19 protein-coding genes are annotated in these 20704 nt (G+C 58.5%); 4 read left to right on the forward strand and 15 right to left on the reverse strand.

What is annotated here, in order from left to right; translation table 11 throughout:
- The first annotated feature begins 175 nt into the window (after window positions 1-175).
- Window positions 176-1213, forward strand: a complete 1038-nt coding sequence (locus U9R25_12615) for an Ldh family oxidoreductase (GenBank protein MEA3336749.1) — start codon at window positions 176-178, stop codon at window positions 1211-1213.
- 33 nt (window positions 1214-1246) lie between these two features.
- Here the strand turns inward: U9R25_12615 and U9R25_12620 are convergent, their stop codons facing one another.
- The 8 genes from U9R25_12620 to U9R25_12655 form a co-directional block, all read right to left on the reverse strand.
- On the reverse strand, window positions 1247-2404 hold the full coding sequence (locus tag U9R25_12620) for a uroporphyrinogen decarboxylase family protein (protein MEA3336750.1): 1158 nt from the start codon (window positions 2402-2404) through the stop codon (window positions 1247-1249).
- Complete coding sequence (locus U9R25_12625) at window positions 2388-2765, reverse strand: cupin domain-containing protein (GenBank protein ID MEA3336751.1); 378 nt, start codon at window positions 2763-2765, stop codon at window positions 2388-2390. Before U9R25_12625 ends, U9R25_12620 begins: the two co-directional genes overlap by 17 nt.
- A 101-nt stretch (window positions 2766-2866) precedes the next feature.
- A complete protein-coding gene (locus tag U9R25_12630; GenBank protein ID MEA3336752.1) occupies window positions 2867-3610 on the reverse strand; it encodes an amidohydrolase family protein in 744 nt (247 codons plus the stop codon).
- Window positions 3607-4326, reverse strand: a complete 720-nt coding sequence (locus U9R25_12635; protein ID MEA3336753.1) for an amidohydrolase family protein — start codon at window positions 4324-4326, stop codon at window positions 3607-3609. Before U9R25_12635 ends, U9R25_12630 begins: the two co-directional genes overlap by 4 nt.
- Window positions 4327-4342: 16 nt before the next feature.
- A complete protein-coding gene (locus U9R25_12640; GenBank protein MEA3336754.1) occupies window positions 4343-5191 on the reverse strand; it encodes a carbohydrate ABC transporter permease in 849 nt (282 codons plus the stop codon).
- A 1-nt stretch (window position 5192) separates the two neighbouring features.
- A complete protein-coding gene (locus U9R25_12645; GenBank protein ID MEA3336755.1) occupies window positions 5193-6146 on the reverse strand; it encodes a sugar ABC transporter permease in 954 nt (317 codons plus the stop codon).
- A 411-nt stretch (window positions 6147-6557) separates the two neighbouring features.
- The gene (locus U9R25_12650; protein ID MEA3336756.1) at window positions 6558-7925 is read right to left on the reverse strand and encodes an extracellular solute-binding protein; all 1368 of its coding nucleotides are present in this window, start codon (window positions 7923-7925) and stop codon (window positions 6558-6560) included.
- A gap of 278 nt (window positions 7926-8203) precedes the next feature.
- Window positions 8204-8692: a hypothetical protein gene (locus U9R25_12655; protein MEA3336757.1), complete on the reverse strand. Its 489-nt coding sequence runs from the start codon at window positions 8690-8692 to the stop codon at window positions 8204-8206.
- 306 nt (window positions 8693-8998) lie between these two features.
- Here U9R25_12655 and U9R25_12660 point away from each other — a divergent pair, with 306 nt between their 5' ends.
- Window positions 8999-9334 (forward strand): ankyrin repeat domain-containing protein, encoded by a 336-nt coding sequence (locus tag U9R25_12660; protein ID MEA3336758.1) that lies wholly within the window; start codon window positions 8999-9001, stop codon window positions 9332-9334.
- 429 nt (window positions 9335-9763) lie between these two features.
- On the opposite strand, the gene U9R25_12665 is transcribed toward U9R25_12660, so the two are convergent.
- The 6 genes from U9R25_12665 to U9R25_12690 form a co-directional block, all read right to left on the reverse strand.
- On the reverse strand, window positions 9764-10774 hold the full coding sequence (locus tag U9R25_12665) for a zinc-dependent alcohol dehydrogenase family protein (GenBank protein ID MEA3336759.1): 1011 nt from the start codon (window positions 10772-10774) through the stop codon (window positions 9764-9766).
- Between the two features lie 145 nt (window positions 10775-10919).
- A complete protein-coding gene (locus U9R25_12670; GenBank protein ID MEA3336760.1) occupies window positions 10920-11351 on the reverse strand; it encodes an aldo/keto reductase in 432 nt (143 codons plus the stop codon).
- The gene (locus tag U9R25_12675) at window positions 11254-11691 is read right to left on the reverse strand and encodes an aldo/keto reductase (protein MEA3336761.1); all 438 of its coding nucleotides are present in this window, start codon (window positions 11689-11691) and stop codon (window positions 11254-11256) included. Before U9R25_12675 ends, U9R25_12670 begins: the two co-directional genes overlap by 98 nt.
- A gap of 593 nt (window positions 11692-12284) precedes the next feature.
- The gene (locus U9R25_12680; protein ID MEA3336762.1) at window positions 12285-14462 is read right to left on the reverse strand and encodes a hypothetical protein; all 2178 of its coding nucleotides are present in this window, start codon (window positions 14460-14462) and stop codon (window positions 12285-12287) included.
- Between the two features lie 202 nt (window positions 14463-14664).
- Entirely contained in the window at window positions 14665-17259 is a 2595-nt protein-coding gene (locus U9R25_12685; GenBank protein ID MEA3336763.1) for a hypothetical protein, read from the reverse strand.
- A 243-nt stretch (window positions 17260-17502) separates the two neighbouring features.
- A complete protein-coding gene (locus tag U9R25_12690; GenBank protein ID MEA3336764.1) occupies window positions 17503-17733 on the reverse strand; it encodes a hypothetical protein in 231 nt (76 codons plus the stop codon).
- A gap of 363 nt (window positions 17734-18096) precedes the next feature.
- Here U9R25_12690 and U9R25_12695 point away from each other — a divergent pair, with 363 nt between their 5' ends.
- Window positions 18097-18624, forward strand: a complete 528-nt coding sequence (locus tag U9R25_12695) for a transposase (GenBank protein ID MEA3336765.1) — start codon at window positions 18097-18099, stop codon at window positions 18622-18624.
- A 53-nt stretch (window positions 18625-18677) separates the two neighbouring features.
- Complete coding sequence (locus U9R25_12700) at window positions 18678-19019, forward strand: hypothetical protein (protein MEA3336766.1); 342 nt, start codon at window positions 18678-18680, stop codon at window positions 19017-19019.
- A 92-nt stretch (window positions 19020-19111) separates the two neighbouring features.
- Here the strand turns inward: U9R25_12700 and U9R25_12705 are convergent, their stop codons facing one another.
- On the reverse strand, window positions 19112-20548 hold the full coding sequence (locus U9R25_12705; GenBank protein MEA3336767.1) for an SMP-30/gluconolactonase/LRE family protein: 1437 nt from the start codon (window positions 20546-20548) through the stop codon (window positions 19112-19114).
- Window positions 20549-20704 lie beyond the last annotated feature (156 nt).

Consider the following 20704-nt stretch of genomic DNA (forward strand, 5'->3'; position numbering starts at 1 on the left):
TGGATATCATATATTCAGTTAGCTAGCTGTCCAAATTCCGGGCTGCAGCACGGCAGGATATCTACCCGATAAGTTGGACTCGCTGGTAATGTGAGAACTTGACCTCCTCAGAGAGATGGTACATGATTAGAATGTGGAGCGCCCTTGCCCCGACTAAAGCCACCGAGGAGGCAACATGAACGAGATACGTATCGACCATAACATCCTGGTCTCAGCCATCGCAGAGCGGCTGGCCCGTGTGAGCATGCCCGATCCGGTGCGAGCAATTGAGGCCAAGGTGATGACCGAAGCAGACTTGCTGGGCGTTCCCTCTCATGGCGTGCGCATGTTGCCAGGGCTGGTCCAGGCTATTGAAAACGGCCATGTCAACCCGGAACCCCGGCTGGCCTTGGTTCGCGATCACGCTGCCATTTGCACCGTGGACGGCGACCGGGGCCCAGGTCGCTACATCTCGGTCCAGGCCATGAACCTGGCTGTCGAGCGAGCCAAACGCTTCGGCGTCGGCACTTGTGTGGCTGCCAATACCAGCCATTGGGGTCGGGCCCATGCCTACGCCTACCGGGCCGCCCAACAGGGTATGATCGGCATCTGTACGACCAACGCCATATCCAGCATGTTGTCCTGGGACAGCGATCGCTCGCTCCTGGGCAACAACCCTCTGGCCATCGGCGTACCCAGAGGGGCAGACCGGCCGCCGGTGGTCCTGGATATCGCCATGAGCCAGGCAGCCATCGGCAAGATCGCCACCTACCGCCGGGAGGGCCGGCCGGTGCCCATGGGTTGGGGCCTGAATGCAACTGGCCAACCGACAAACAACCCGGCAGCCATCCTGGATGCCGGCAAGTTCCTGCCCTTTGGCGACCACAAGGGCGCCGGCTTATCCTTCATGCTGGAGTTGCTGACCGGCGCCCTGGCCGGAGGCTTGCTCTGCTTCGAGTTTGGAGGCGCCGCAACGGGCTATCTGGACGTCGGCTCCAGCAAGCTGTTCCTGGCCCTGGACCTGGCGGCTTTCATCGAACCAACCATCTTTTTCCAACGTGTCGAAGATATGATCGATTTCATCCACACAGCCGAACCGGAGCGGCATCATCTCTATCCGGGTCAACGGGGCTGGCAAGCGCGGGCCGAGAACCTGGTCAAGGGTGTGCCCCTGCACCCCGATATCGTGGCCGAGTTGACCGCTGCCGGCGTGGTGTTACCAATCACACAATGAGCAGTACGCAGCGCGCATGCTTCCTGGTCCACCCTAATATCGCCCATACCGTTCCGCCGCCTGGCACATGGCTTGCAGATTGGCGAAGGGCGTGCCCATGTTGATGCTGCCGGCCGTAGTCAGCACCAGGCCGCCCCCCTCGCCGATCAGCTCGATGCTTTGACGCGAGCCCTCCAGAACTTGCTCTGGCGTGCCGTCTTTCAGCAACAGAGGCGGCACGCAGCCGTAGATGATGGCCTCGGGCAGTTTGCAGCGGATCAGCAGCGGGTCGACCTCGGGGTCAGGGTTGATGCCGTTGATGCCCAGGTCCAGCAGGAAATTCAGCAGGTGCCCGACTCTGGCGTCGTTGTGATAGAAACGATCGTCCGTCGGGCTGGGCGCCAACTCGGTGTAGATCTTCTCATAAACCGGCAGGAAGAAGCGCTGAAAGTGTGCCGGGGAGACCAGGCCAGCGATGTCATCGAAAAGGCTGACGCCGGTGGCCGGCCCGCCGGTCAGGCGGCGTACCGTGCGCGAGTAGTCTACCGTCACCTGGCCGATCAGTTCCAGCAACGCCAGCATCAGGTCCGGCTCGTCGTACAAGTAGAGCATGAAATCGCCGACGCCGCACAGGAAGTTCAGGATGGTACCCGGTCCGTGTACGGCAGTAACGTCATGCAGGATGCGCCAGCGATAGGGCCGGTCCAGATCGCGGTAGCACTGGACAAACCAGGGCACCAGTCCGGCCTGGGCCAGGTCCAGCCCTTCCATACGCTCAATCAGGGGCGGGATATCCTCGGGACATCGAATAATGTGACCCAGCCAGGGCGTGGAATCCTGCGGATAGTGAATGGGGTTGCCATACACCGAGCCGTGCAGCAGGGAGGAAGAGTCCACCTTGGGTACAAGGCGGAAGCCGATCTCAGCCAGCAGGCGCTCAGCGCAGGCCTCCCGCACCTGTTGCTGGAAGGGGAAGTCCTGGATGTAGCGCTGGTAGGACACGCCCATGAAGTCGATGATCCAGTCCTCGCCCAGTTCGACCAGCACGGGCACCCGGGTGCGATCGCTGGTAAAGGCGGGAAAGACCGGCTGATCCTCCAGATTGTCGCCCTGAACTGCTGCATCGCCGTACAGGCAGCGATCGTTCTCGGCCCAAAAGTCCTGCCACCAGCTCAAGGGTAGAAGCTTGCCGGCCTCAGTCACCTGACTCACTCCCCACCTGCGCTTCCTCGGGCAGCAAATACTTGTTGATGTAGACGTATTCGATGTGCTCGCCCGGCGCGACCAAAACATCGTGCTCGGTGTTGGGCGGGATGTGCAGGATGCAGGGGGCCTCGATGTGAATCCGTTCATCGCCCCGTAACAGGGTTCCCTGGCCCCGGACGACCACGAAGACCTGGTGCCACTCGCTGTGATTGCCCAGGCCGTTGCGACCCGGTCCCTCCACGATGTCATAGCCTACCAGCAAGGCGGGGACGATACCTTTGGGCAGGATATCGCGACAGGTCTGGTTCTGTGAGCCAGGATCGCTGTAGGTTGGGATGTCGTCAAAGCTCTTGAGATAGGCTGTCAAAGGACCTCAATTCATCAGGCAATTGGCATCATGTTGAGGTGACAGATAATCGGTTCTCTCTTCAATACTGGACGTTTTCCAAGAGTTCACGCCCACGCGTATTAGTCAAGTCTGAAGAGACGGCGGGCGTTCTCTCCCATGACCAGAGCGTACTCTTCACTCGACAGGCCGGCATCTTCAACAGTGCCCAGCATGTGAGCCGCCTCGAACAGGGTTGCATCGGTGCCGAACAGCACCCGCTTCGGGCCCACAGCGTCGATGGCTGCTCTGATCTTCTCAGGGTCGGTCCAGGTGCTGCAGATCTCCAGGTAAAGGTTGGTCGATTCCTGGGCGACCCGTACACCTTCCCACCATGCATTGCCGCCCATGTGGGCCAGGATGATAGGTAGGTCCGGGTACGCTTGCGCGGCTGGCAACACGTTCCACGGTGACTCCAGGGGCGACCCAAAAGTATGGATCAGCACCGGCAAGCCGTATTCGGCCATAGCGCCGGTAAGCGCCAGGCTCTGGGGCGTGTCGTAGCGATGCTGGGCCAGCAGCGGGTGTACCTTGATGCCCAAGAACTGCGGGTAGCCTTCTGCTCCCAGGTAGCGCCTCATTTCGGCAATCGACTCTTCCACATAGTTGGAGTTGACAACCACGTAGCCCAACAGCTGGGGGTAGGGCTCGATGGCCTCCGCCATCCTGCGGTTTCCCTCGCAGAAGTCGTAGGCGATGGCCAGACTGGAGGAGAGGATGGTAACGTCGATACCTTGTGCCTGCATGTAGGCCACAATGTCTTCAACCGACAACTGTGCGATGGGAAAGTACCAATTGCCCCAGTGGGCGTGGGCATCAACGATCATGTCCGTCCTCCGTCCGCCAGTAGCCGTTGCAGGTTACCTCCCATGATGGCAGCCCGCTGTTCGTCGCTCAGTGCCGCGACCTCAAGACAGCGCAGCCCGCTGCCCATGGACGACAGTGGCGCGCCCGACCCGAAGATTAGCCGTTGGTGACCCATGGCCTCAACCAGCACCTTCACGGCGCCCGGGCCGTGAAGCAAGCGGGTGGACACGTACAGGTTGGTGCCCGTCTCCAACAAGGCCAAAAAGTCACTGGCCTGGTAGAAGTGCAGCCCCAGGATGGTGGTAACCGTGGTTCCCTCAACCGCACGCGCCACGGCGCTGGGTTGTCCGCCAAGAAAGAGCACGGCGCCTACCGCTTCAAGGGCGTCCAGCACACGGCGCAGCACAGCTTGATCCGGTGTCCACCCCTGATATTCGGGAAACAAGCGCCATAGCCGCACGCCGGCCTCGGTCAGGCGCTGGATCTCCTCCCGGTAGCCCTGGAACCTGCGCAGATCGATGGTGCCGACCGGGATGAAGCGCGGCTGCTCCCGGCACCATGCCAGGGTCTCATCGTTGCCCTCGAAATGGTCGAACAGAGCGCCGCGAGCCGATACCACACAGGCTCGCCGGACGCCATGTTGGTCCATCATCTGCAGGAGACGGCCGGTGGAGATGTCCACCTGGCGCTGTGGCCAGAAGCCGGTCATCGTGTCCAGATCGATAATTTCGTTCATGATACCTTCTTGTCACTCATGCTTTTAGCCCCGTCAGTGCGATGCCGCGTACGATGTGGCGGCGTAGCACGATGAAGACCAGGAGCACTGGTAGGATGGAAATCATGGAACCAGCGTTGATCAGCCCCAGGTCTACCGTAAAACGGTACTGGAACATACCCAGGCCCAGTTCCATGGTCCAAAGATCGCGGTTGCTGGTTATGATCAATGGCCAAATGAAGGCAGCCCAGGCCACCATGAAGGCGAAGATGGCCAGAGCCCCCATGGGGCCACGCAGAAGCGGCAACGCTACCTGCCAATAGATACGCCAATCCGATGCTCCGTCGATGCGAGCCGCGTCCATGAGTTCGTCAGGTAGCGATGCAATGACGTTCTGGCGCATGAAAAAGACGCCGAAGCTCATGATCAGGTAGGGCGAGACCAGGCCAATGTAGGTGTTCACCTGCTTCAATTTCACCATAGTTAGATAGAGCGGGATCATGTAGGTCTCGAAAGGCACCATGGCCGTGGCCAGAATCAGAATGAACAGGAAGGTTTTGCCGGGAAAATTGTACTTGCCGAAGACGAACCCCGCCAGCGTAGAGGTGAACAGAATGGCTATTGTAGAGGCCGTCGCCATGATCAAACTGTTGAGGAAGAAACGTCCGAAGGGTGCGGTTTCGAACACGCCGACGTAGTTTTCGAGGGTAAAAGTTTGCGGGATAAGTTGCGGTGGCCAGGATAGCACTTCGTCCGGTGGTTTCAAGGAAGTAGACAGCATCCAGACGAAGGGCAGCACCATGAGGATAGCCCCTGTCATTAGCAAGATCTGCTTGGCTATGCTAAGTGGCTCGAATCGCTCTCTGAGTGGTTTTTTTTGTGCCATCTCAATCGCTCCTGATCACGCCGAACTGGATGACCGTCAGGACCAGAATAATCAGGAAGAGGACTACCGCCTCCGATGCCGCATAACCGGTTCTGAAGTAGCGAAATGCATTCTCGTAGATGTCGAATACGAGGGTTCGGACGGCATTTCCCGGCGCTCCTTGCGGACCCGCAGTCATGATGAAAACCTGGGTGAAGACGTTGTAGGCGTTGATGGTTGAAATGACGATCACGAACAGCAGGATGGGGCGCAGAAGCGGTAGCGTGATACGACGAAAGATGGCCGAATTGCTGGCGCCATCGATCTCGGCCGCCTCGAAGTAGACCTCGGGAATGGCGCGGATGCCCACCAGGAAGATGACCATGTTGTAGCCAATCACTTTCCAGGTGCTCATGATGATGATGGCCCACATGGCCGTGTCTGGATAGACGAGCCAGCCTACCGGATCGACGCCGATCCAGGAGAGAGCGTAATTCAATAACCCGTAGGTTGGATCATAGATCCACTTCCACACTACGGCCACCGGCACCATGGGTGTGATCACGGGAATGAAATAGATGGCCTCGTACCATCCGCCCAGCCGCACCTTACTGGCCAGTAACGCGGCCAACCCCAGGGCGATAGTCACGCTGAACAGGGTTAGAAAAATGGCAAAGAAGGTGGTATTACGCAGCGATATGAGGAAGAGGTGATCGTTGAAGAGATCGATGAAGTTCTGGAAGCCGACAAAGTTCTCGCGGGGATTGACGACGGAAGAATCGTAGAAGCTGTAGATGAAGTTCTGGGCAATAGGGATGATGCGCAGAAGCAGGTAGATGGCCAGAATGGGAAGAAGCGCCAGGTAGGCGAACATCCGCTTATTCAACTCATTGCGGCTGATGTGGAAGAACCGGGCCAGCGCAATGGTCACTCTGTCCGAGAACCTCTCTTGCTGCAGTCCGGCGGATGTACTCATGATGTCACCTCATGACCGGCGTTGCTGGGGTCCTGGTCGAAGCTGCATGAGTCAGTCCCATGCAGCATAGCGTGATCAACTCTGACTGGGCGCGGACTGGTACACGAAGGTGTAACTATCGCGGTAGTTAGAGGCTCTAGCCGGATCACGGATCCGACTAGAGCAATCGTTTGCAGGGCACTTAATGACTGCGGATCACGGATTCACTTGGGCACAATGGCTGAAGGCCAACCCCGGTTTCACTTCCGCGGCGCTGTACCAACGCGGGTTACATGGGTAATCTGTGCAACCAATTTCGACCTGGACCAAAGGCCTGAGCGGGCAGCCCTACCGATGCACCCGCTCCCTGTACGGGGAACGGGCGACTCGTATTGGGGCTACCCGCTCTGTGTCAATGGATCAGGGGATGGCTTACTCTCCGGCGTACATGTCCGAGCGTTCGAGAACGGCGTTGGTCTCGTTCGCCGCATCCTCGATGACTTGGGCGATTCCCTCGGGGTTGTCCACAAGGCTCTCGTCCAGGTAAGCAGACACCAGTCGCTCGGCTACCTTGGTCAGAACCTCGTCAAAGGGTGCAATGACGAAGTAGCCGAACTCCCCGTAGTCGGGATCGGACATAGTGAAGGCCTCAAACTGCGGAACCTTGTCCGTGACCGGCGAGTAGTCTACGTCCTGGCGGGTAGGCAGCCAGCCCACGTTCTCCAACAGCCACAGCAGGTGCTCGGGCTGTTGCATGTACTGGGCGAAGTCCCAGGCCACATCCGCATTCTCAGCCGAACGGGTAACGTAGATGTTAACTGGATTGGTGATACGACCCCAGCGTTCACCGGCAGGCACGGGCGCCGTGCCATAGTTCAGGTCCGGGTTCTTCTTGGCGATGTCGCCGATAACCCACGACTCGCGGAAGAACATGGCCGTCTGCTCCAACTCGAAGGCCTCGGCGTCGTGCTTGATAGCGTGATCGTCCCAATTGTCCTTATGGACGGCATCGATGTAGTACTGGAGCGCGGCTCGACCGGCGTCGTTGTTGTAGCCGGCTCGGTACTTTCCGTCGACCTCCTCCAGGATGCTGCCGCCAAGGGGATAGAGCACGAACCACCATTTTTCGCCCACTCCTGAGCCCTGGCCCGAGAGGCGCAAGCTGTGGCCGCTGCGGGTCAGGTTGCCGCTATCGTCGTATTGGGCCAGTTGTTTGGCATAGTCGTACATCTGCTCCATGGTCTCGGGCGGGCCGGGCAGACCAGCTTCCTCGAACATGTCCTTGTTCCAGAACAGGGCGGTGCGGCCCATGAACAGGGGCAGGCCGTACTCCTTGCCATCATAAGTATTGTTCTGGTGCATGAACTCGGAGTAGCGTCCCTCCGTATCTGTGAACTCCTGGACGTCGGCCGGTAGTTCAGGGATCAGGCCGGCCTCGATGAACTTCTGGTTGGAGTACATGGATATCTCGATCAGATCAGACGCCGTATCCGAGGGGATGGTGGCCGACAGCTTCTGCTCGAACTCGCGCAGCGGCTGGGTCGTGATCTCCACATCGACGTTGGGGTGATCCTGCTTGTAGGCTTCGGCCACATGCTTGTAGAAGGGTTCCATTTCAGGAAAACCACCCCAAAGGGTCAGGGTGATGGGCTCATCGGCTACCGATTCGGCGGGTTGCGCTTCCGCCGGCTCGGCAGGAGCGGCGGGAGGAGCGGCGGGCACTGCACAGGCCGTGAGCACCATGCTGGCGATAAGTATCAGAACCAGTAGTCGCGGGAACGGCGCATTGAGATTTCTCATCAGGTCTCTCCCTCTATGTGAACAGAAAAGGCAAACAGAAATTGGTTAGACAACGCAGGCGAGATCCTCGTATGTGTTTGGACACCTCCTTTAGCGAGCGCGCTTGATCTGTGGCCGGATGGATAGAACACGCAGACAGATAAGAAACGGGCATTATCCATAGCGTGCGCAGGCAGCGGGGTTCAAGCGGGGTTGATAGAGCTTGGGCTGAAGAAACATGGAAAATCAGTCGACATTGACCTTTCAGGAGAACGGATCGGAAACAACGCCGGAAGGGACTAACACTTGAAGTATAACTGCCAATGAGCATTTGTCAAATCAAGGTGTCTTTTCATAATGGTCGAGTACCTCGCAAGCTCTTGCCATCCAAATTGCCCCCGACCGGTGTGGCGGGGGGGGGGCGGAGTGGGCGAGGGGGAGATGACCAGCTCGTCCCGGGGGATCAGCCTGGCAGACACTGTCCGCGCGCCGGGCACGAAGACAACAGAGCGAGGGGTAGAGGAAGTAAAATCGATGCCGGGATACAGGTCCACATAGCGCACCCTGTCCCAAACCGGCACGTCAGGCTGCCACTGATCGGCGTCGTTGCCGATGAAATAGCTGACCACGGTATCCAGTGGGTCGAAGGTTTCGATGCGTACATCAGGATTGGATCCAGGGAAGGAGAGCTTGATGTTGACAGCGCGGGCGGAGGACGCGGCGACGCGGGGATGGGGCGAAAGTCCCCGTGTCGCTCCCTCGCCGTGTCCCCGTGTCTTCTGCCTCAAAAAGCGTGATCCAGATCGCGTCCTCGGCTAGCCACATGGTGCCGACCGGGCTGCTGTTGAAGTCGAGGTCGGACGATGCTTGTGGGCGCGGCGTTTCAGGCGTGGGATGCGCCGCTGTCGGCAGGCCCGCCGGGCCAAGCAAGACACCGACGAGGAATGTGACGATAAACAATGACCTGACAGAGTTTCTCATGAGCTTTCCCTCCCTGGGAGTAACGTGAGCCCCGCGGGGATCCCACCATCGGTAACAAGTGAATCCAACGCGATCAGACACTATCACCATATCGCATTATGCTGGGGAAAAGTATGATTGGCGATGTGCTTGAGGCGGATCGCCTGATCCTGGCCGGTGCTGACGTTGATGCCGTCGACGCCGAGAATAGATCACCTCTCAGCTGGGCGGCGATACAAGACCAGGTTGCCTTGGGACGGCAGTTGATCGCCAACGGCGCGACCGTCAATCACCGGGACTTGGAGGGAAAGACGGCTGTGTATTGGTCGACGGAGCGGAATCACATCGCTTGTTTGCGCATGTTGCTCGCTGCCGGCGCGAATCCAAGGATCCGCAACCATGCAGGCACAATGCCTGTGGCCCTGACCGATGGTGATATGAAACTGGCGCTACTTATCGCCGGAGGGTAGCGGTTGAGCGAAGTAGCGTACCGTTCAAGAGAACTACATCCGAACCAACGGAGCTCACGATGAGACCGCCGGAGAATGATTTTGTAAAATACAGAGCCTCATTGACGCGACTCTACTACTCAGGTGCATCGTCCGGCGAGTGGCTTGTGCTTTGATCGGGAATAAGCGCGGCGCCAGAATCGCTCTGACAATGGTTCGCGATCGAGTAAAATGGCGTTCAGATGCAATACGCTGAAACGGGAGCTTGCCCACCCGCGGCGCGGGCGACTACGCTGTCGATGCAACGGGGGGTGGTGAGCGCTGGGCTGGCTGGGAAGGTGGGGTGGCTCGGCCAGTAATCCCGCGAAACGTCTCAGATCACGTAGCTGGCAGATCAAGTAGAAACTCGCTCGCAGGATTGGGAAGGATTCGGATGAACTTGAAAAGGCTTCAAACAAAATAGAACTGCACCTTCATTCGCTCGGGATCATTCTCCGCAATATCCAGCGCCTCGCTGAACAGGTCCAGGGGCAACCGGTGGGAGATCAGCGGCCCCACGTTTACCGCGTCGCTCTGAATCAAGGCGATCGCCTCGGGAAAGGTGCGATTGACCGCAAAACTACCGATGATGCTGAGATCCTTGCGAAAAACATCGAACGGCACGAAACAAGCCTGCGCCTGAGGCGGACAGACGCCGAAAACCCATATTTTTCCCCGCGGGCGCACGTAACCAAACCCTTCCTCGAGAACCGATGGCAGGCCTGTCACGTCGATCACCACATCATAGCCCGCCGGCGCATACGCCTTCAAGCGCTCCCCGTGATCGCCATCCGCCAGCACAACTTCAGTCGCGCCCAACTGGGCCGCCAGATCCAATCTTGATTGCAGTATATCGGTAGCAACGACCGTGGTTGCACCCGCACGGCTAACCGCCTGGGTAATAAGGCACCCCATTGGCCCCGTGCCCATGACGAGCACCGAATCCCCCGGTTGAATCTGGACTCTTTTCAATCCCCAGACCACACAGGCAAGGGGTTCGATGAACGCTGCTTCGTCAAATGGTAACTCTCCAATCGCGAACACATTGCTCTCGGGTACGGTTACATACTGAGCGAAACCGCCCGGGTGGGTAACCCCGATGGCCATGTGATTTTCACACTGGTTAGGTTCGTTTCGCTGGCAGAACTGGCAGCGATTGCAGGAGATGTTGGGATCGGCGGTGACCCGGTCGCCCGGTTTGAAGTAGCGCACCTCGTCTCCCACGGTCGCGACGACCCCGCTGAACTCGTGGCCGGGGGTGATTGGGTACACTGCCTGGTATTCACCATGGTAGATGTGTAGATCGGTGCCACAGATCCCAGCGGCGGCGACCTCGATCAATACCTCGGAAGGGCCGGGCTTGGGCCGATCGGTCTCGACCACCTGAGCAGTCTTGGGGGATTGAATCACAGCAGCTTTCATCGGAACCTCCAGGTTTCCAGAAGTCTGACTTTTTCGAAAAGTTGAGCTTCTTTCGGGCAGATGCCGCCTCCGGTTGAACTGAAGACATCGGCTTCAACAAGCTCGATAGGGAAATCCTCTTTGGACGGTAGGAAAAACGCGTTAGCTAAACTCGATACGAGTGTGGGCCAAAATCCGCCTCATAAAACGGCGACACCATGCGGCCGGGCGGCACAAGGGCATCGATTAGTGAGCGATCCTCATCGGTGATCACAACATCCATGACACCCAGGTTATCCTCCAGTTGCGCCATGGTCCGTGGCCCGATGATCGCGCTGGAAACAACCGGTTGTTGAACACACCAGGCCAACGAGAGTTGTGCGAGGGTACAGCTTTTCTCCGATGCAATTGGTTTCAAACCGTCGACGACATCGAAGAAATCGGTCTCGTAGCGCCGAACCATGTGGGGAAAATCCTTGAGCATAGTGGCAAAGCGGCTGTCAGGGGGCGGAGTTTGAGCGCGATCGTATTTTCCTGTCAATAAACCCCCAGCCAAGGGACTCCAGGGAATAATGCCGAAGCCGTAGGTCTTGGCCACCGGCAGCAGCTCCCGCTCTATACGGCGATCGAGGATGCGATAGGGCCTCGCCGGTTACCTTCTCGCTGTGGCCGCGACTGTAGACATTGGCCGTGTCCAGAAAGTTGATGCCGGCGTCGATCGCCTTGTCGGTGATATCGTACGAATCGTCTGGTGAGGTTCGACCGCCGAACATCATGCAGCCAAGGCAGAGTTTGCTAACCTTCACGCCGGTCCTGCCGAGGGATATGTATTCCATAAATTTGCTCTTTGCCTTTTTCCTGGATGAACCTGGCGTCTGGTTCTCGAAGAACGCCGAAGCGTCTCTATTGGGTGGCCACGTTCCTGGGCCACCTGCCATGCCGTGTGCCAGACCTCTTCGCTGACACAGGGGTAGTTGTTCAGGGCGCGTGACGCGATAATAGTACCAGTTCCTTGCAGGATTTGCAATAGACTTCCTGAATCTTGCCAGAAACCCCGGAAATCGGCTTTCGTCTGGGCACCACGGCAGCGCTGCCGCCGTCCCTGATGCAGAAGGGCGGCGGGAAGGTACTGGGTGAAGAATGACCCTTTTGCAGCGTCCTTGGCGTGTGGAGATGCTGCTGCGGGTTGCGACTGATACGTCCCGGTGGGGAGTGCTTCGCGACGAGCATCCCGCCGGAGGAAAAATCTGGCTCGAAACACGAAAACGCGAGATAGCTTGGCCGCAGCTTCTAGATCGTTTCGGCGAAGAGCCTCTCGTACTGTGTCCAATTTCGACGCGTCTTCCAGCGACAAGTAGGGGGACCATCCGTTATCGGCGTAGGTCAACTCAACATCGACTTGCGCAGCATACCGTCCTTCGTGTACCAGTTTTGCGAGTTATGGTGTCATTGCCACATCGCCCCAGCCGAGGATATCCCTCGACTGGGGGCATTTCTTGTAGTTCAGCGTGTAGCATTCCCACGCAACCGGTCACGGACAGGGCGGACAGGGTGGGCACTTCTCGATGACGACGGCGTCGGTGTCAGATGCGCCGTGGATCCAGCGATAGCCGTCGCGGATGTGCGGCGCGGCCCACAGGCGGACCCAGAAGGCGCAGGTCGAGGTCAGTCCGGCCAGCATGGCATTGGCGTTAACGGTCTTGCTCACGGGGGCGAGGCTGCCGCCGTAGGAGCTGTCCCCGTCGAGATGGGTTGAGCCCGCGGTGGTGCCTTTGCCATAGCGCAGGTGCCAGGCTCGCAATCGATTGTTCTCGTGGGATGCTTCAACGTCGATATTGAGTGGTGGCACCAGACCCCACGGGATCACACCACACACCCCAGGATTGGGTGAAATCGTCATAGAGATTTCTGGTCGCTTGTTGTCCACTGTGACCTTCAGGTCGCACTGGTCGGTCATGGTTGGCAGCACGGCGGGCGGTGGCTGGGTGCCGTCCCGGTAGTCGATCAGGCTTGAGTCGAGCTTGGTGCCAGTGGAATCGAAGATCTCCAGGCGCACGATGTAGGTGTCGGTGTCCGGTTCCACCGGCCGCGTGTTCCAGGCGCCGAGCCAGTCCGGGTTGTACCAGAAGTAGTCGGCGAAGTTGCGGACCCTGTACAGGGCCGGCTCGCTGCCAACGGGATGGGGACCCAGATTGAAGGTCTCACTGAAGAGGGTGGTCTTGGCCACCCGGGTGTCGGTCAGGTTGGCGGTGATAGGGGTAAAGTTGGTGCCGTCCTGGCTGTAGGACAGTTTGTAGAAGTAGGGTGGCGTGGCACCGGCCATGGCTGCCTCGCTGCTAAGGGTGTCGCCAAACTGGCCGAAGAACCGCAGCCAGTAGGCCTCTGGGGAGTAGTTTCCATAGGCCACGTTGCTCCACGGTGCTTTACCATAGAGCCCAGAGGCCTGGTCAATCCAGTACACCTCGTCGTTGCCGATGCGGGTGAAGAACACCTGAGTTCCCGGAGGCCGCGCCTGGGGGTGTCCAGGGCCGCAGACGATCTCTGGGTCATCCAGGGTCAGGTTGATTTCGGCGTCAGTCACATTCCAACGGGTGCTGGTGTAGGGGTCCATGTAGATCACCCGCTCCACACCGTCGACGACCTGAGTCACCCGGATGATGATGTCGGGTCGCCCGTCCCAGCGCAACCGGCCCCTGCGGATTTCCAGCGGCCACCAGTTGAAGCAGCAGCGATAGTTGCCGTTTTCGTCGGTGGTGGTCTCACAGATCAGTTGTTTGCTGAAGAAGCACCAGGGCCAGAAGTGCCAGGGCGCTATCTTGGAGGTCAACGTCAGGCCGGCCAGCCGCGAGGCGACCTGCGGATCGAGGTTGGCGATTTCGCCGGCCAGCGTTGGACCCGCTGCAAAGCGCGTGGCTGCCACGGGCAGGTCGGGCGGTTCGGGTTGGGGACTAAGCTTGGCAGCTGCCACCAACTTCCTCAACTCGATAGGCGGCTCGGGTTGCGGGTTGATTCCGATAGCTTCGCCTGGAGCCAGCCGTTCTCGAGCCGCGGGTGCCGGCTCAGCAAACGGGACGAAGGGATCCGGGACTGGATCAGGGATCGGGAAGCGCTCGCGCAGTTCAGGGGGCTCCTTCAGTAGTCTGGGGAGGTCGATCACCCGGTAATCCAGCAGGTGGGGCCACCAGCGAAGGATGTAGGGCCACCAGCAAGCTTCCCGATCCACATCAAAGATCTCCACCTTGACGAAGGGAACGGGGCAGGTCTCTGTGACGCCATCATCCTCATATTGCTTTTCGATTTTCCCGTGGACGCAGATCCACTTGGGCCACCAGGGCCACCACAGGTGGCGCGGTAGGAATACCACCGGCTTGAGACGCAGCCCCTCTTCGAGCTCGAGCCAGTCCTTGGTTGAGAACTGTTGTCTATACGCGGGCGACTTGCGGATCGCCTGGGGATCAGCCTCTGGCGCGATGTACATCTCTACGGGAGCCCGTGACTTTATCCTGAGTAGCACACTGAACGTGCCCTCGGGATCCACCGGGGCCTGGCCAATCAGTTTGCCTCGCTTGTCGAAGGCATAGGCCATGAGCTTAACGTCGCTGGGTATGGCGTCCATGCTCTCCAATTGCACTCGTCCCTCGATGCGGACATCGGCACCCTGTTTGTCAGCTCCACTCGTTGTGCCTTCAGCTTTCTTTTTGGCAGTCATTACTGTACCCTCCATCTCTTTTCTAATCGGTTTTCGCAAACGCTTTCACATCTGGAGTTTGGAGTCTTCCGTGCTGGGAGACCTGTCGGATGGTCCAAACCGCTACACCTGTCAGGTTGTTTCCCCCATTCATCACCTCCTTTTGTACTACCAAGTAAATGTCGCCTGATGGGATTGTGGATCACCAAACAACACCCGGTTTTCAGGGAATCTCCAGTGCGGTGATGAAGTCACCTGCGCCGTCGCTGACGTACACCTTGCGATAGGTGGGGCTGAAGACGATGGCAAAGGGATTGCTGCCGATGCCGGCGCGCGAGCCGAAAGCAGTGATCTTCCGACCGAGATCCGGCTCGAAGACGCTCACCTGCCGGTCTGCACTCACCCACACGGTGTGATCCCAGCGAGAACCCACCTTTGGGAACACGCTGATGTAGCCCCCGTTTCGGCCCGCGTCACCGATGTCGACGGTACGCAACTCGAAGAGCTCCGGCATGGGAGTGTAAACGGTCAGCAGGTTGGGTTGGTTCACCGATCCACCCGGCGCGCTATGCGTGAGGTAGAGGTAGAAATATTCGGCTGAACCCTCAAAGAAGGAGTTGAACGCGAGCACGTAGGGGCTGCCCGCTAGATCGCGTGCGGAATACTTGGGCAGCGTTCGTAGCTCAGGACGGATGGACAACGAGGTCACCTCGAAGGAATCGCGATTGGAGACGTAGGCCGCGCCCACGTTCTGCGCCACCGCTAACCCGTAGGCGCCGTAACCGGTCACGACCAGTTCACCCAGATTGCAGCGGACATTCGCAGGCGAGGTGGAATATGACGACCCGCAGTGCAACGTGACCAAGCCGCTGCCTTCCGTCATCTTGTGCAGCACGACATATACGAGGCCGTCCTTACTGGACATGAAGGTCGGCTCCCCACCGACGCTGGCCAGCCGCACTTCTGCGACCTCTTCAAGCAGGTTGGGGTCGATCACCGACACCGAATCCGAGCCGAAATTCGCCACGTAGACGAATCTGCCGTCATAGTGGAGGTTAAAGGGTTGCTGGCCCACCGGGATTTCAGCGATCACCCGCAACGTCTTCTCGTCGATTACATGCACGGCATTGCTATCACGGCCGGCGACGAACAGGCGGCCTCGCTCCGGGTCGAGCGCCAGGCCGCTGGGATGGATGCCCGGAAGGGAAATGATGTTTTCCGGCGTGGGGGTGACGAACCTGGTCGGCGTCGGCGTTGGCGTATGGGTGGCCGTTGGCGTGCGGGTCGGCGTTGGGGTTGGAGGTTCCAGAGTCGGTGGCAACTGGCGTATGTTTCGATTGCAGTTCACATAACGGTTACCAGCGCTCACCCAGCCACGCAGATTCCTGTCCGGCACGCTCACGTAGATCCAGCTTGCATCGGGATTTCGATAGAGTGGAATCAACTCAGTCTCTTGCCGCAGTGTCGTTATTGGCGGTGCGAAGACTTTACCGGGGCCTCGGCGCAGGTTTAGTCGCAGGGAAACCACCGTGCAAAATGGCGTTGGGGTGGGCGTATGCGTGGGCAAGGGAGCCGCGCCCACGGGGTCGACGCCGTCAAACTCGCGACCCACCCACAGTGCGGGAGCGCCGTCAGCCTGCAGCGCCTCGATCAACCCGGGTGCGCTGTCGAGTGGCACGGCCTCGAATTCGGGCTGTAAGCCCGCGTCAGCGAGGGACCCGCTAATCCATTTGGCGACCTCGAAGAGTTCGCCATCTTTCTCGTCAACCAGCACTGCGATGTCGAAGCCATCGGCAATACCGGCGCCTTCAAGCAGATCAGAGACGAAATCTGGATCGAACTCGAGTTGATCGGTGGTGACGTCTTCCTCGCGGAACTGCAACGTGACAAAAGGTGCGGCATCGGGGAACATCTCCTCCAGGATGCCATCCCAATCCACCGCGTGGGCGACCGCCTGTGCGACCTGAGGGTCTTCCAGGAGGCCGCCTGCGCCGCGAACCACGAACGCCTGCTCCCGTTCGATTTCATCCGGCTGTGGGAAAGGCACATTGTCCTGATCAGCCCGGCTCACAGTGCGGTCCAGCCATATCCCGAGGCCCAATTCCTCGACCAGGGGATAGACATCGACCAGGGGAAGGGGCACGCGCGGGGGAAGGCCAGAGATGTCCATGAGTTCATCGTCTGGCGCCGTGAACAGCAGCTCTTGATCGTGGACGGTGATGGGGCGGGGGGTGGTCTCGCGGGTGTCGAATTCTGTCACCGGCCATACGTCTGCTTCGCCCTCGGCCACGACAACCACCGTGAGTTTTTCATCGGGAAGGTAGGTTAGTACCACCCAGGTGCTCTCCAACACCACGTCGGCGCTCGGTGTCTGCAAGACGACCTGGCTGCCGCAAGTGTTGTTGTAGACCCCTGTTCCGGCCAGGGAGCAGGTCACATTGCCTCCGGAATAGCTGGACTTGGGGCAAGCCGCCTTGACCAACTGGCTATCCTGGAACAGGTAGATTCGCAGGCAATCGTTGATATCCAGCCAGGCCTCGCCATCCTGATCCGTTGTAACCTTGCCGCCGGCAGCCAAGTCGTGCCAGTTGCTATCCCGCAGCCGCGGCAAGGGGCTGACATTGCCCGGACCCATCCATACGATGGGCAGTTCCCGGCGTATCTGGGAATCGGTCAGCACCTTAGCGGTGTCAATTGTTGGTGTTGGGGTTTGAATGCCCGGCGTCGTAGGCGTTGCAGGTCCCACACAGGCGAAGATGGTAATGAGCATAGGGACGAGGATAAGGAGTATGTGGCGTCTGTTAAGTGGTTTATCCATGATTGGGTCGTCTCCCTTCTCGATTGCATCGACAGAAAGTGATATTTGGACATGCCAATATGGGCAGGAACACAAGTATCGATAATGATGCAAACAGGCCAGTTTCTATCAGGATAGCATATCGGTGTCCACAAAATGCCTACAAAGCCAGGTTATGGTCAAGTGTAAGCCAGAAAAGCCAGATGCGTTTCTGCTTCCATGCCGCGCACTGTGCTCTCCGGCATAACCACAGTAGCTTCAGCGCTAATCTGTATTGACCTGTCCCCCGCCGCCGATCGTAGCTCCTATGATGTCGGCTGCAACGCTGTTGCCGCTATGGCCGCCAATGAGGTTAGGGCTGTCCACATCGGGTTCCAGGCGCAATACACGTTGGTTATTCACGCACAGTTCTAACGCCTGGTTGTCCGAAGTGCCCAGGAAATGGGTTCCGGACGTCGTGCCGGTGTTGCCGGTCAGCGACCAGGCGTTAACCATCAGATAGCTGTTATTTTCAAAGCAGCAGACAGAATGACTGCCTGCGCTACAGTTTCAAGGCTTTCACTGGTCTTTCTCCTGCTTCAAAACTGGGCGGCCACTTGGGTCTAAAGTGATTCCTGATAGAAACCAGGAGTTTGTAAGCAGTCATCCATGCTGCGCGAGTATCTCATAACCCCTGGTTTCAAAGTGGCATTGCTCTCGTGTTGGCATCCGAACAGCCCCCCCCCGGCCCCCCAGAGGGGGGTGATGTGACCGGAGTTCCCCCCTTTGTTGGGTTAGGGGGGCCGAACAAGCCGTTCCCATCCAACCCTTGGTTTCAAAGTGACATCGCTTTAGTACTACAACGAGACTTTGCCATAGATGATCAAATCTGCCTTGCCTCCTGTGGAGGCAAGGCAGAAACAGCAATGCGGCGTACCAGGGGACTTGGCGTTCAAGACCAAACCGCAATTGGGTTTGAAGATGATCAAACAAGTCCATGAGGCAGGCACATTACGTTTTCGCTGGTTAACGTGTGATGAAGCCTTCGGGCGGGACAGCAAGTTCCTTGACCGTGTGGGCGAAAGCGTCTACTACTTCGCCGAGGTGCCTCACGACACTCGGGAATGGCAAGTCCGACCGGAAACAACTGTTCCGAAATGGAAAGGGAAAGGTCGCAAACCTACCAGAGAACGGGTGCAAGAGGGCGAACCCGATGCGCAAACCGTTGTCGACATCGCCAACGCCTTGCCAACGACTGCCTGGTCTCGCCACACGGTCAAGGAGGGATCCAAAGGCCCCATTGAGGCTGTGATTTCGCCCGTCTGCGCATCGTGGCTGTTCGCAACGGCCTGCCCGGCCCTGATCTCTGGCTGGTTTTCCGCCGCCAGATCGATACCGGCGAGTTGAAGTGCTTCTTGAGCAATGCGCCTATCGACACACCCTTGACCAGGATGGTCTGGTTGAGCGGCATACGTTGGCCCATTGAAACCTGTTTCGAAGAAGGCAAACAAGAAGTCGGCTTGGGTGACTACCAAGTGCGCAGTTGGATCGGTTGGCATCATCACATGACCCTCTGCATCCTGGCCCATTTCTTCCTGGTCCGTTTGAAACGAAACCTTCATGAGGATGCACCCGCACTTACCTTACCTCAGACTATTCTGCTGTTAAGGACCATTCTACGTAAACCGGAGTTCGACCCGCAGCTTGCCCTTGAAATTGTTGGCTATCGCCAGCGGCGTAATCACGCTGCACATCTCTCCCATCACAAGAAACGGCTCGCTCAATCCGAAGTCTCGTTGTAGTGCTAAGCTTGATTAACTTTGCAGTCATCAGGAATCGCGCATAGTCCGGATCATAACCCTCATTGATTAAGTCCACTTGAAATGGAATACGCTCACTGCAGCAGCGGCATTCCCGGCACTTCCACATCCATCTTCAGCACACCTGGGTGGGCCTGGGAGAGGATGGCATAGTTGGTGAAGTAGAGGTCTTTCCGTTCCCCATTGCCGACGCCAAAGGCCAGACTGGCCGGCCCGTCAAGCCCATCGTCTGGTCCAGCCAGTTCCGTGACACTGCCGCTGGCAGGATCCACAGCCACAACCCGGTCTTGGCCCACCAGGGCGGCAAAAATGGTACCATGACTATCCAGAGCGATGCCGTCAATCATGACAAGTTCGGGTCCCTGCGCAACGATGCTCAGATCGCCTGGCGAACCGTCAGGCAGCACTGGGACATAAGCAACTATCCCCTTCTCTGTGCTGGCCACATAAAGACCATTGTGGCGGAAGGAGATGCCGTTAGCCCCCAAAGGGGGATAGCCGGGAATCTGGCCCACCCCGCCCAGGAATTCCCAGTCTTGCAGCCACAAATGGGCCTCGCCATCGCGAGGAATGCGCCAGATGGCTCCGGCTGGAGGTGTTGAGCCTGGTACATAGGTGTCGGTCACATAGAGATTGCCCCGTTTGTCAAATGCCAGGGCATTGGGCAAGAAGATGTTTTCCGTCCCCGGCAGATGCGTGGCTTCACCCGTGCGACTGATGCGCCACACCCCCTGGGTAGAGAGGTCGGTTCCTCCGGTAAACACACACACATAGAGGTTGCCGGGCGCGTCCACTGCCAGGCCGGTCACCTGGGCTTCAGGAGGAAACTGGTAGAAAAGCGCCTTGGCGCCGTCGGGGCTGATCTTGTGGATCTGGCCAAGGGGCGCAACGCTGACGAAAACATTGCCCTGCTTGTCTGTGGCAATGCCCTCGGGAAACTCAGAGGCAGTTGGATCATAGGTCTGAATCCATGTGACCTGGTTGCTGCTCGCGGTTTGACCGGGCAATTCCGGTACAGAGAGTGTACCGTCGAATTCGAGGATGCCCTCACTGCCTTCGGCCGAACCGCTGTAGACGCCGGAGCCAGTCGCACCCTCAAACTCACCGGTGCCGCCGTCGATTTGGAAGGTGCCCTTGAAGGAGACGGGCCCATCCTCCAGCGGCGAACTTTCACCTGCGAAGGTGCCGAAGAGCTGATCGCCGTTGGCCGCAGTGAACGCCATTGTACCGGTTTGGAGGTTGGGAACTTGGGTGAGGTCGACCTGGCTGTCGGCATACCAGGTGCTCTTACCCAGAGGGTCGCCTTCCCCATCGGCAGATATTTTCAGCGTGAGAATGCCGTCCAGGGGGGGACCCACTGGCTCGGGATAGGTTTGGTAGCGGGCCTTGAAAGGTACAGCTTCGTCAGAAGCTGCTGGTGCGGTGTCGTCGAGCGTTACAAACAGTGGAGCACAGCCGGCCACGACCAGAACCAGGACAATGACTAGCACCAGAAGGATTCTTGCTTTCATGATGGACTCTCCTTGCCTTAGTAGGCTGGTAGGACAGGCAAAGCTTCTGGCACTGCCTGTCCTTGTGTTTGATTGTATCTCCTGGCACCCAGCATACCGTGAGCCTGTCAAAAAAGTATCAAAAACGGAAACATCCCGCTGAATTCGGGCAAGAAG

Source organism: Chloroflexota bacterium (assembly GCA_034717495.1).
Classification (GTDB): domain Bacteria; phylum Chloroflexota; class Anaerolineae; order JAAEKA01; family JAAEKA01; genus JAYELL01.

Bases quoted from the DNA above. Each gene is read 5' to 3' on its own strand.
- U9R25_12650 (MEA3336756.1), bottom strand. From the start codon at position 7,925: ATGAGAAATCTCAATGCGCCGTTCCCGCGACTACTGGTTCTGATACTT.
- U9R25_12645 (MEA3336755.1), bottom strand. From the start codon at position 6,146: ATGAGTACATCCGCCGGACTGCAGCAAGAGAGGTTCTCGGACAGAGTG.
- U9R25_12640 (MEA3336754.1), bottom strand. From the start codon at position 5,191: ATGGCACAAAAAAAACCACTCAGAGAGCGATTCGAGCCACTTAGCATA.
- U9R25_12680 (MEA3336762.1), bottom strand. From the start codon at position 14,462: ATGACTGCCAAAAAGAAAGCTGAAGGCACAACGAGTGGAGCTGACAAA.
- U9R25_12705 (MEA3336767.1), bottom strand. From the start codon at position 20,548: ATGAAAGCAAGAATCCTTCTGGTGCTAGTCATTGTCCTGGTTCTGGTC.
- U9R25_12665 (MEA3336759.1), bottom strand. From the start codon at position 10,774: ATGAAAGCTGCTGTGATTCAATCCCCCAAGACTGCTCAGGTGGTCGAG.
- U9R25_12675 (MEA3336761.1), bottom strand. From the start codon at position 11,691: ATGGCAGGTGGCCCAGGAACGTGGCCACCCAATAGAGACGCTTCGGCG.
- U9R25_12690 (MEA3336764.1), bottom strand. From the start codon at position 17,733: ATGGTTAACGCCTGGTCGCTGACCGGCAACACCGGCACGACGTCCGGA.
- U9R25_12695 (MEA3336765.1), top strand. From the start codon at position 18,097: ATGATCAAATCTGCCTTGCCTCCTGTGGAGGCAAGGCAGAAACAGCAA.
- U9R25_12635 (MEA3336753.1), bottom strand. From the start codon at position 4,326: ATGAACGAAATTATCGATCTGGACACGATGACCGGCTTCTGGCCACAG.
- U9R25_12685 (MEA3336763.1), bottom strand. From the start codon at position 17,259: ATGGATAAACCACTTAACAGACGCCACATACTCCTTATCCTCGTCCCT.
- U9R25_12615 (MEA3336749.1), top strand. From the start codon at position 176: ATGAACGAGATACGTATCGACCATAACATCCTGGTCTCAGCCATCGCA.
- U9R25_12630 (MEA3336752.1), bottom strand. From the start codon at position 3,610: ATGATCGTTGATGCCCACGCCCACTGGGGCAATTGGTACTTTCCCATC.
- U9R25_12660 (MEA3336758.1), top strand. From the start codon at position 8,999: ATGATTGGCGATGTGCTTGAGGCGGATCGCCTGATCCTGGCCGGTGCT.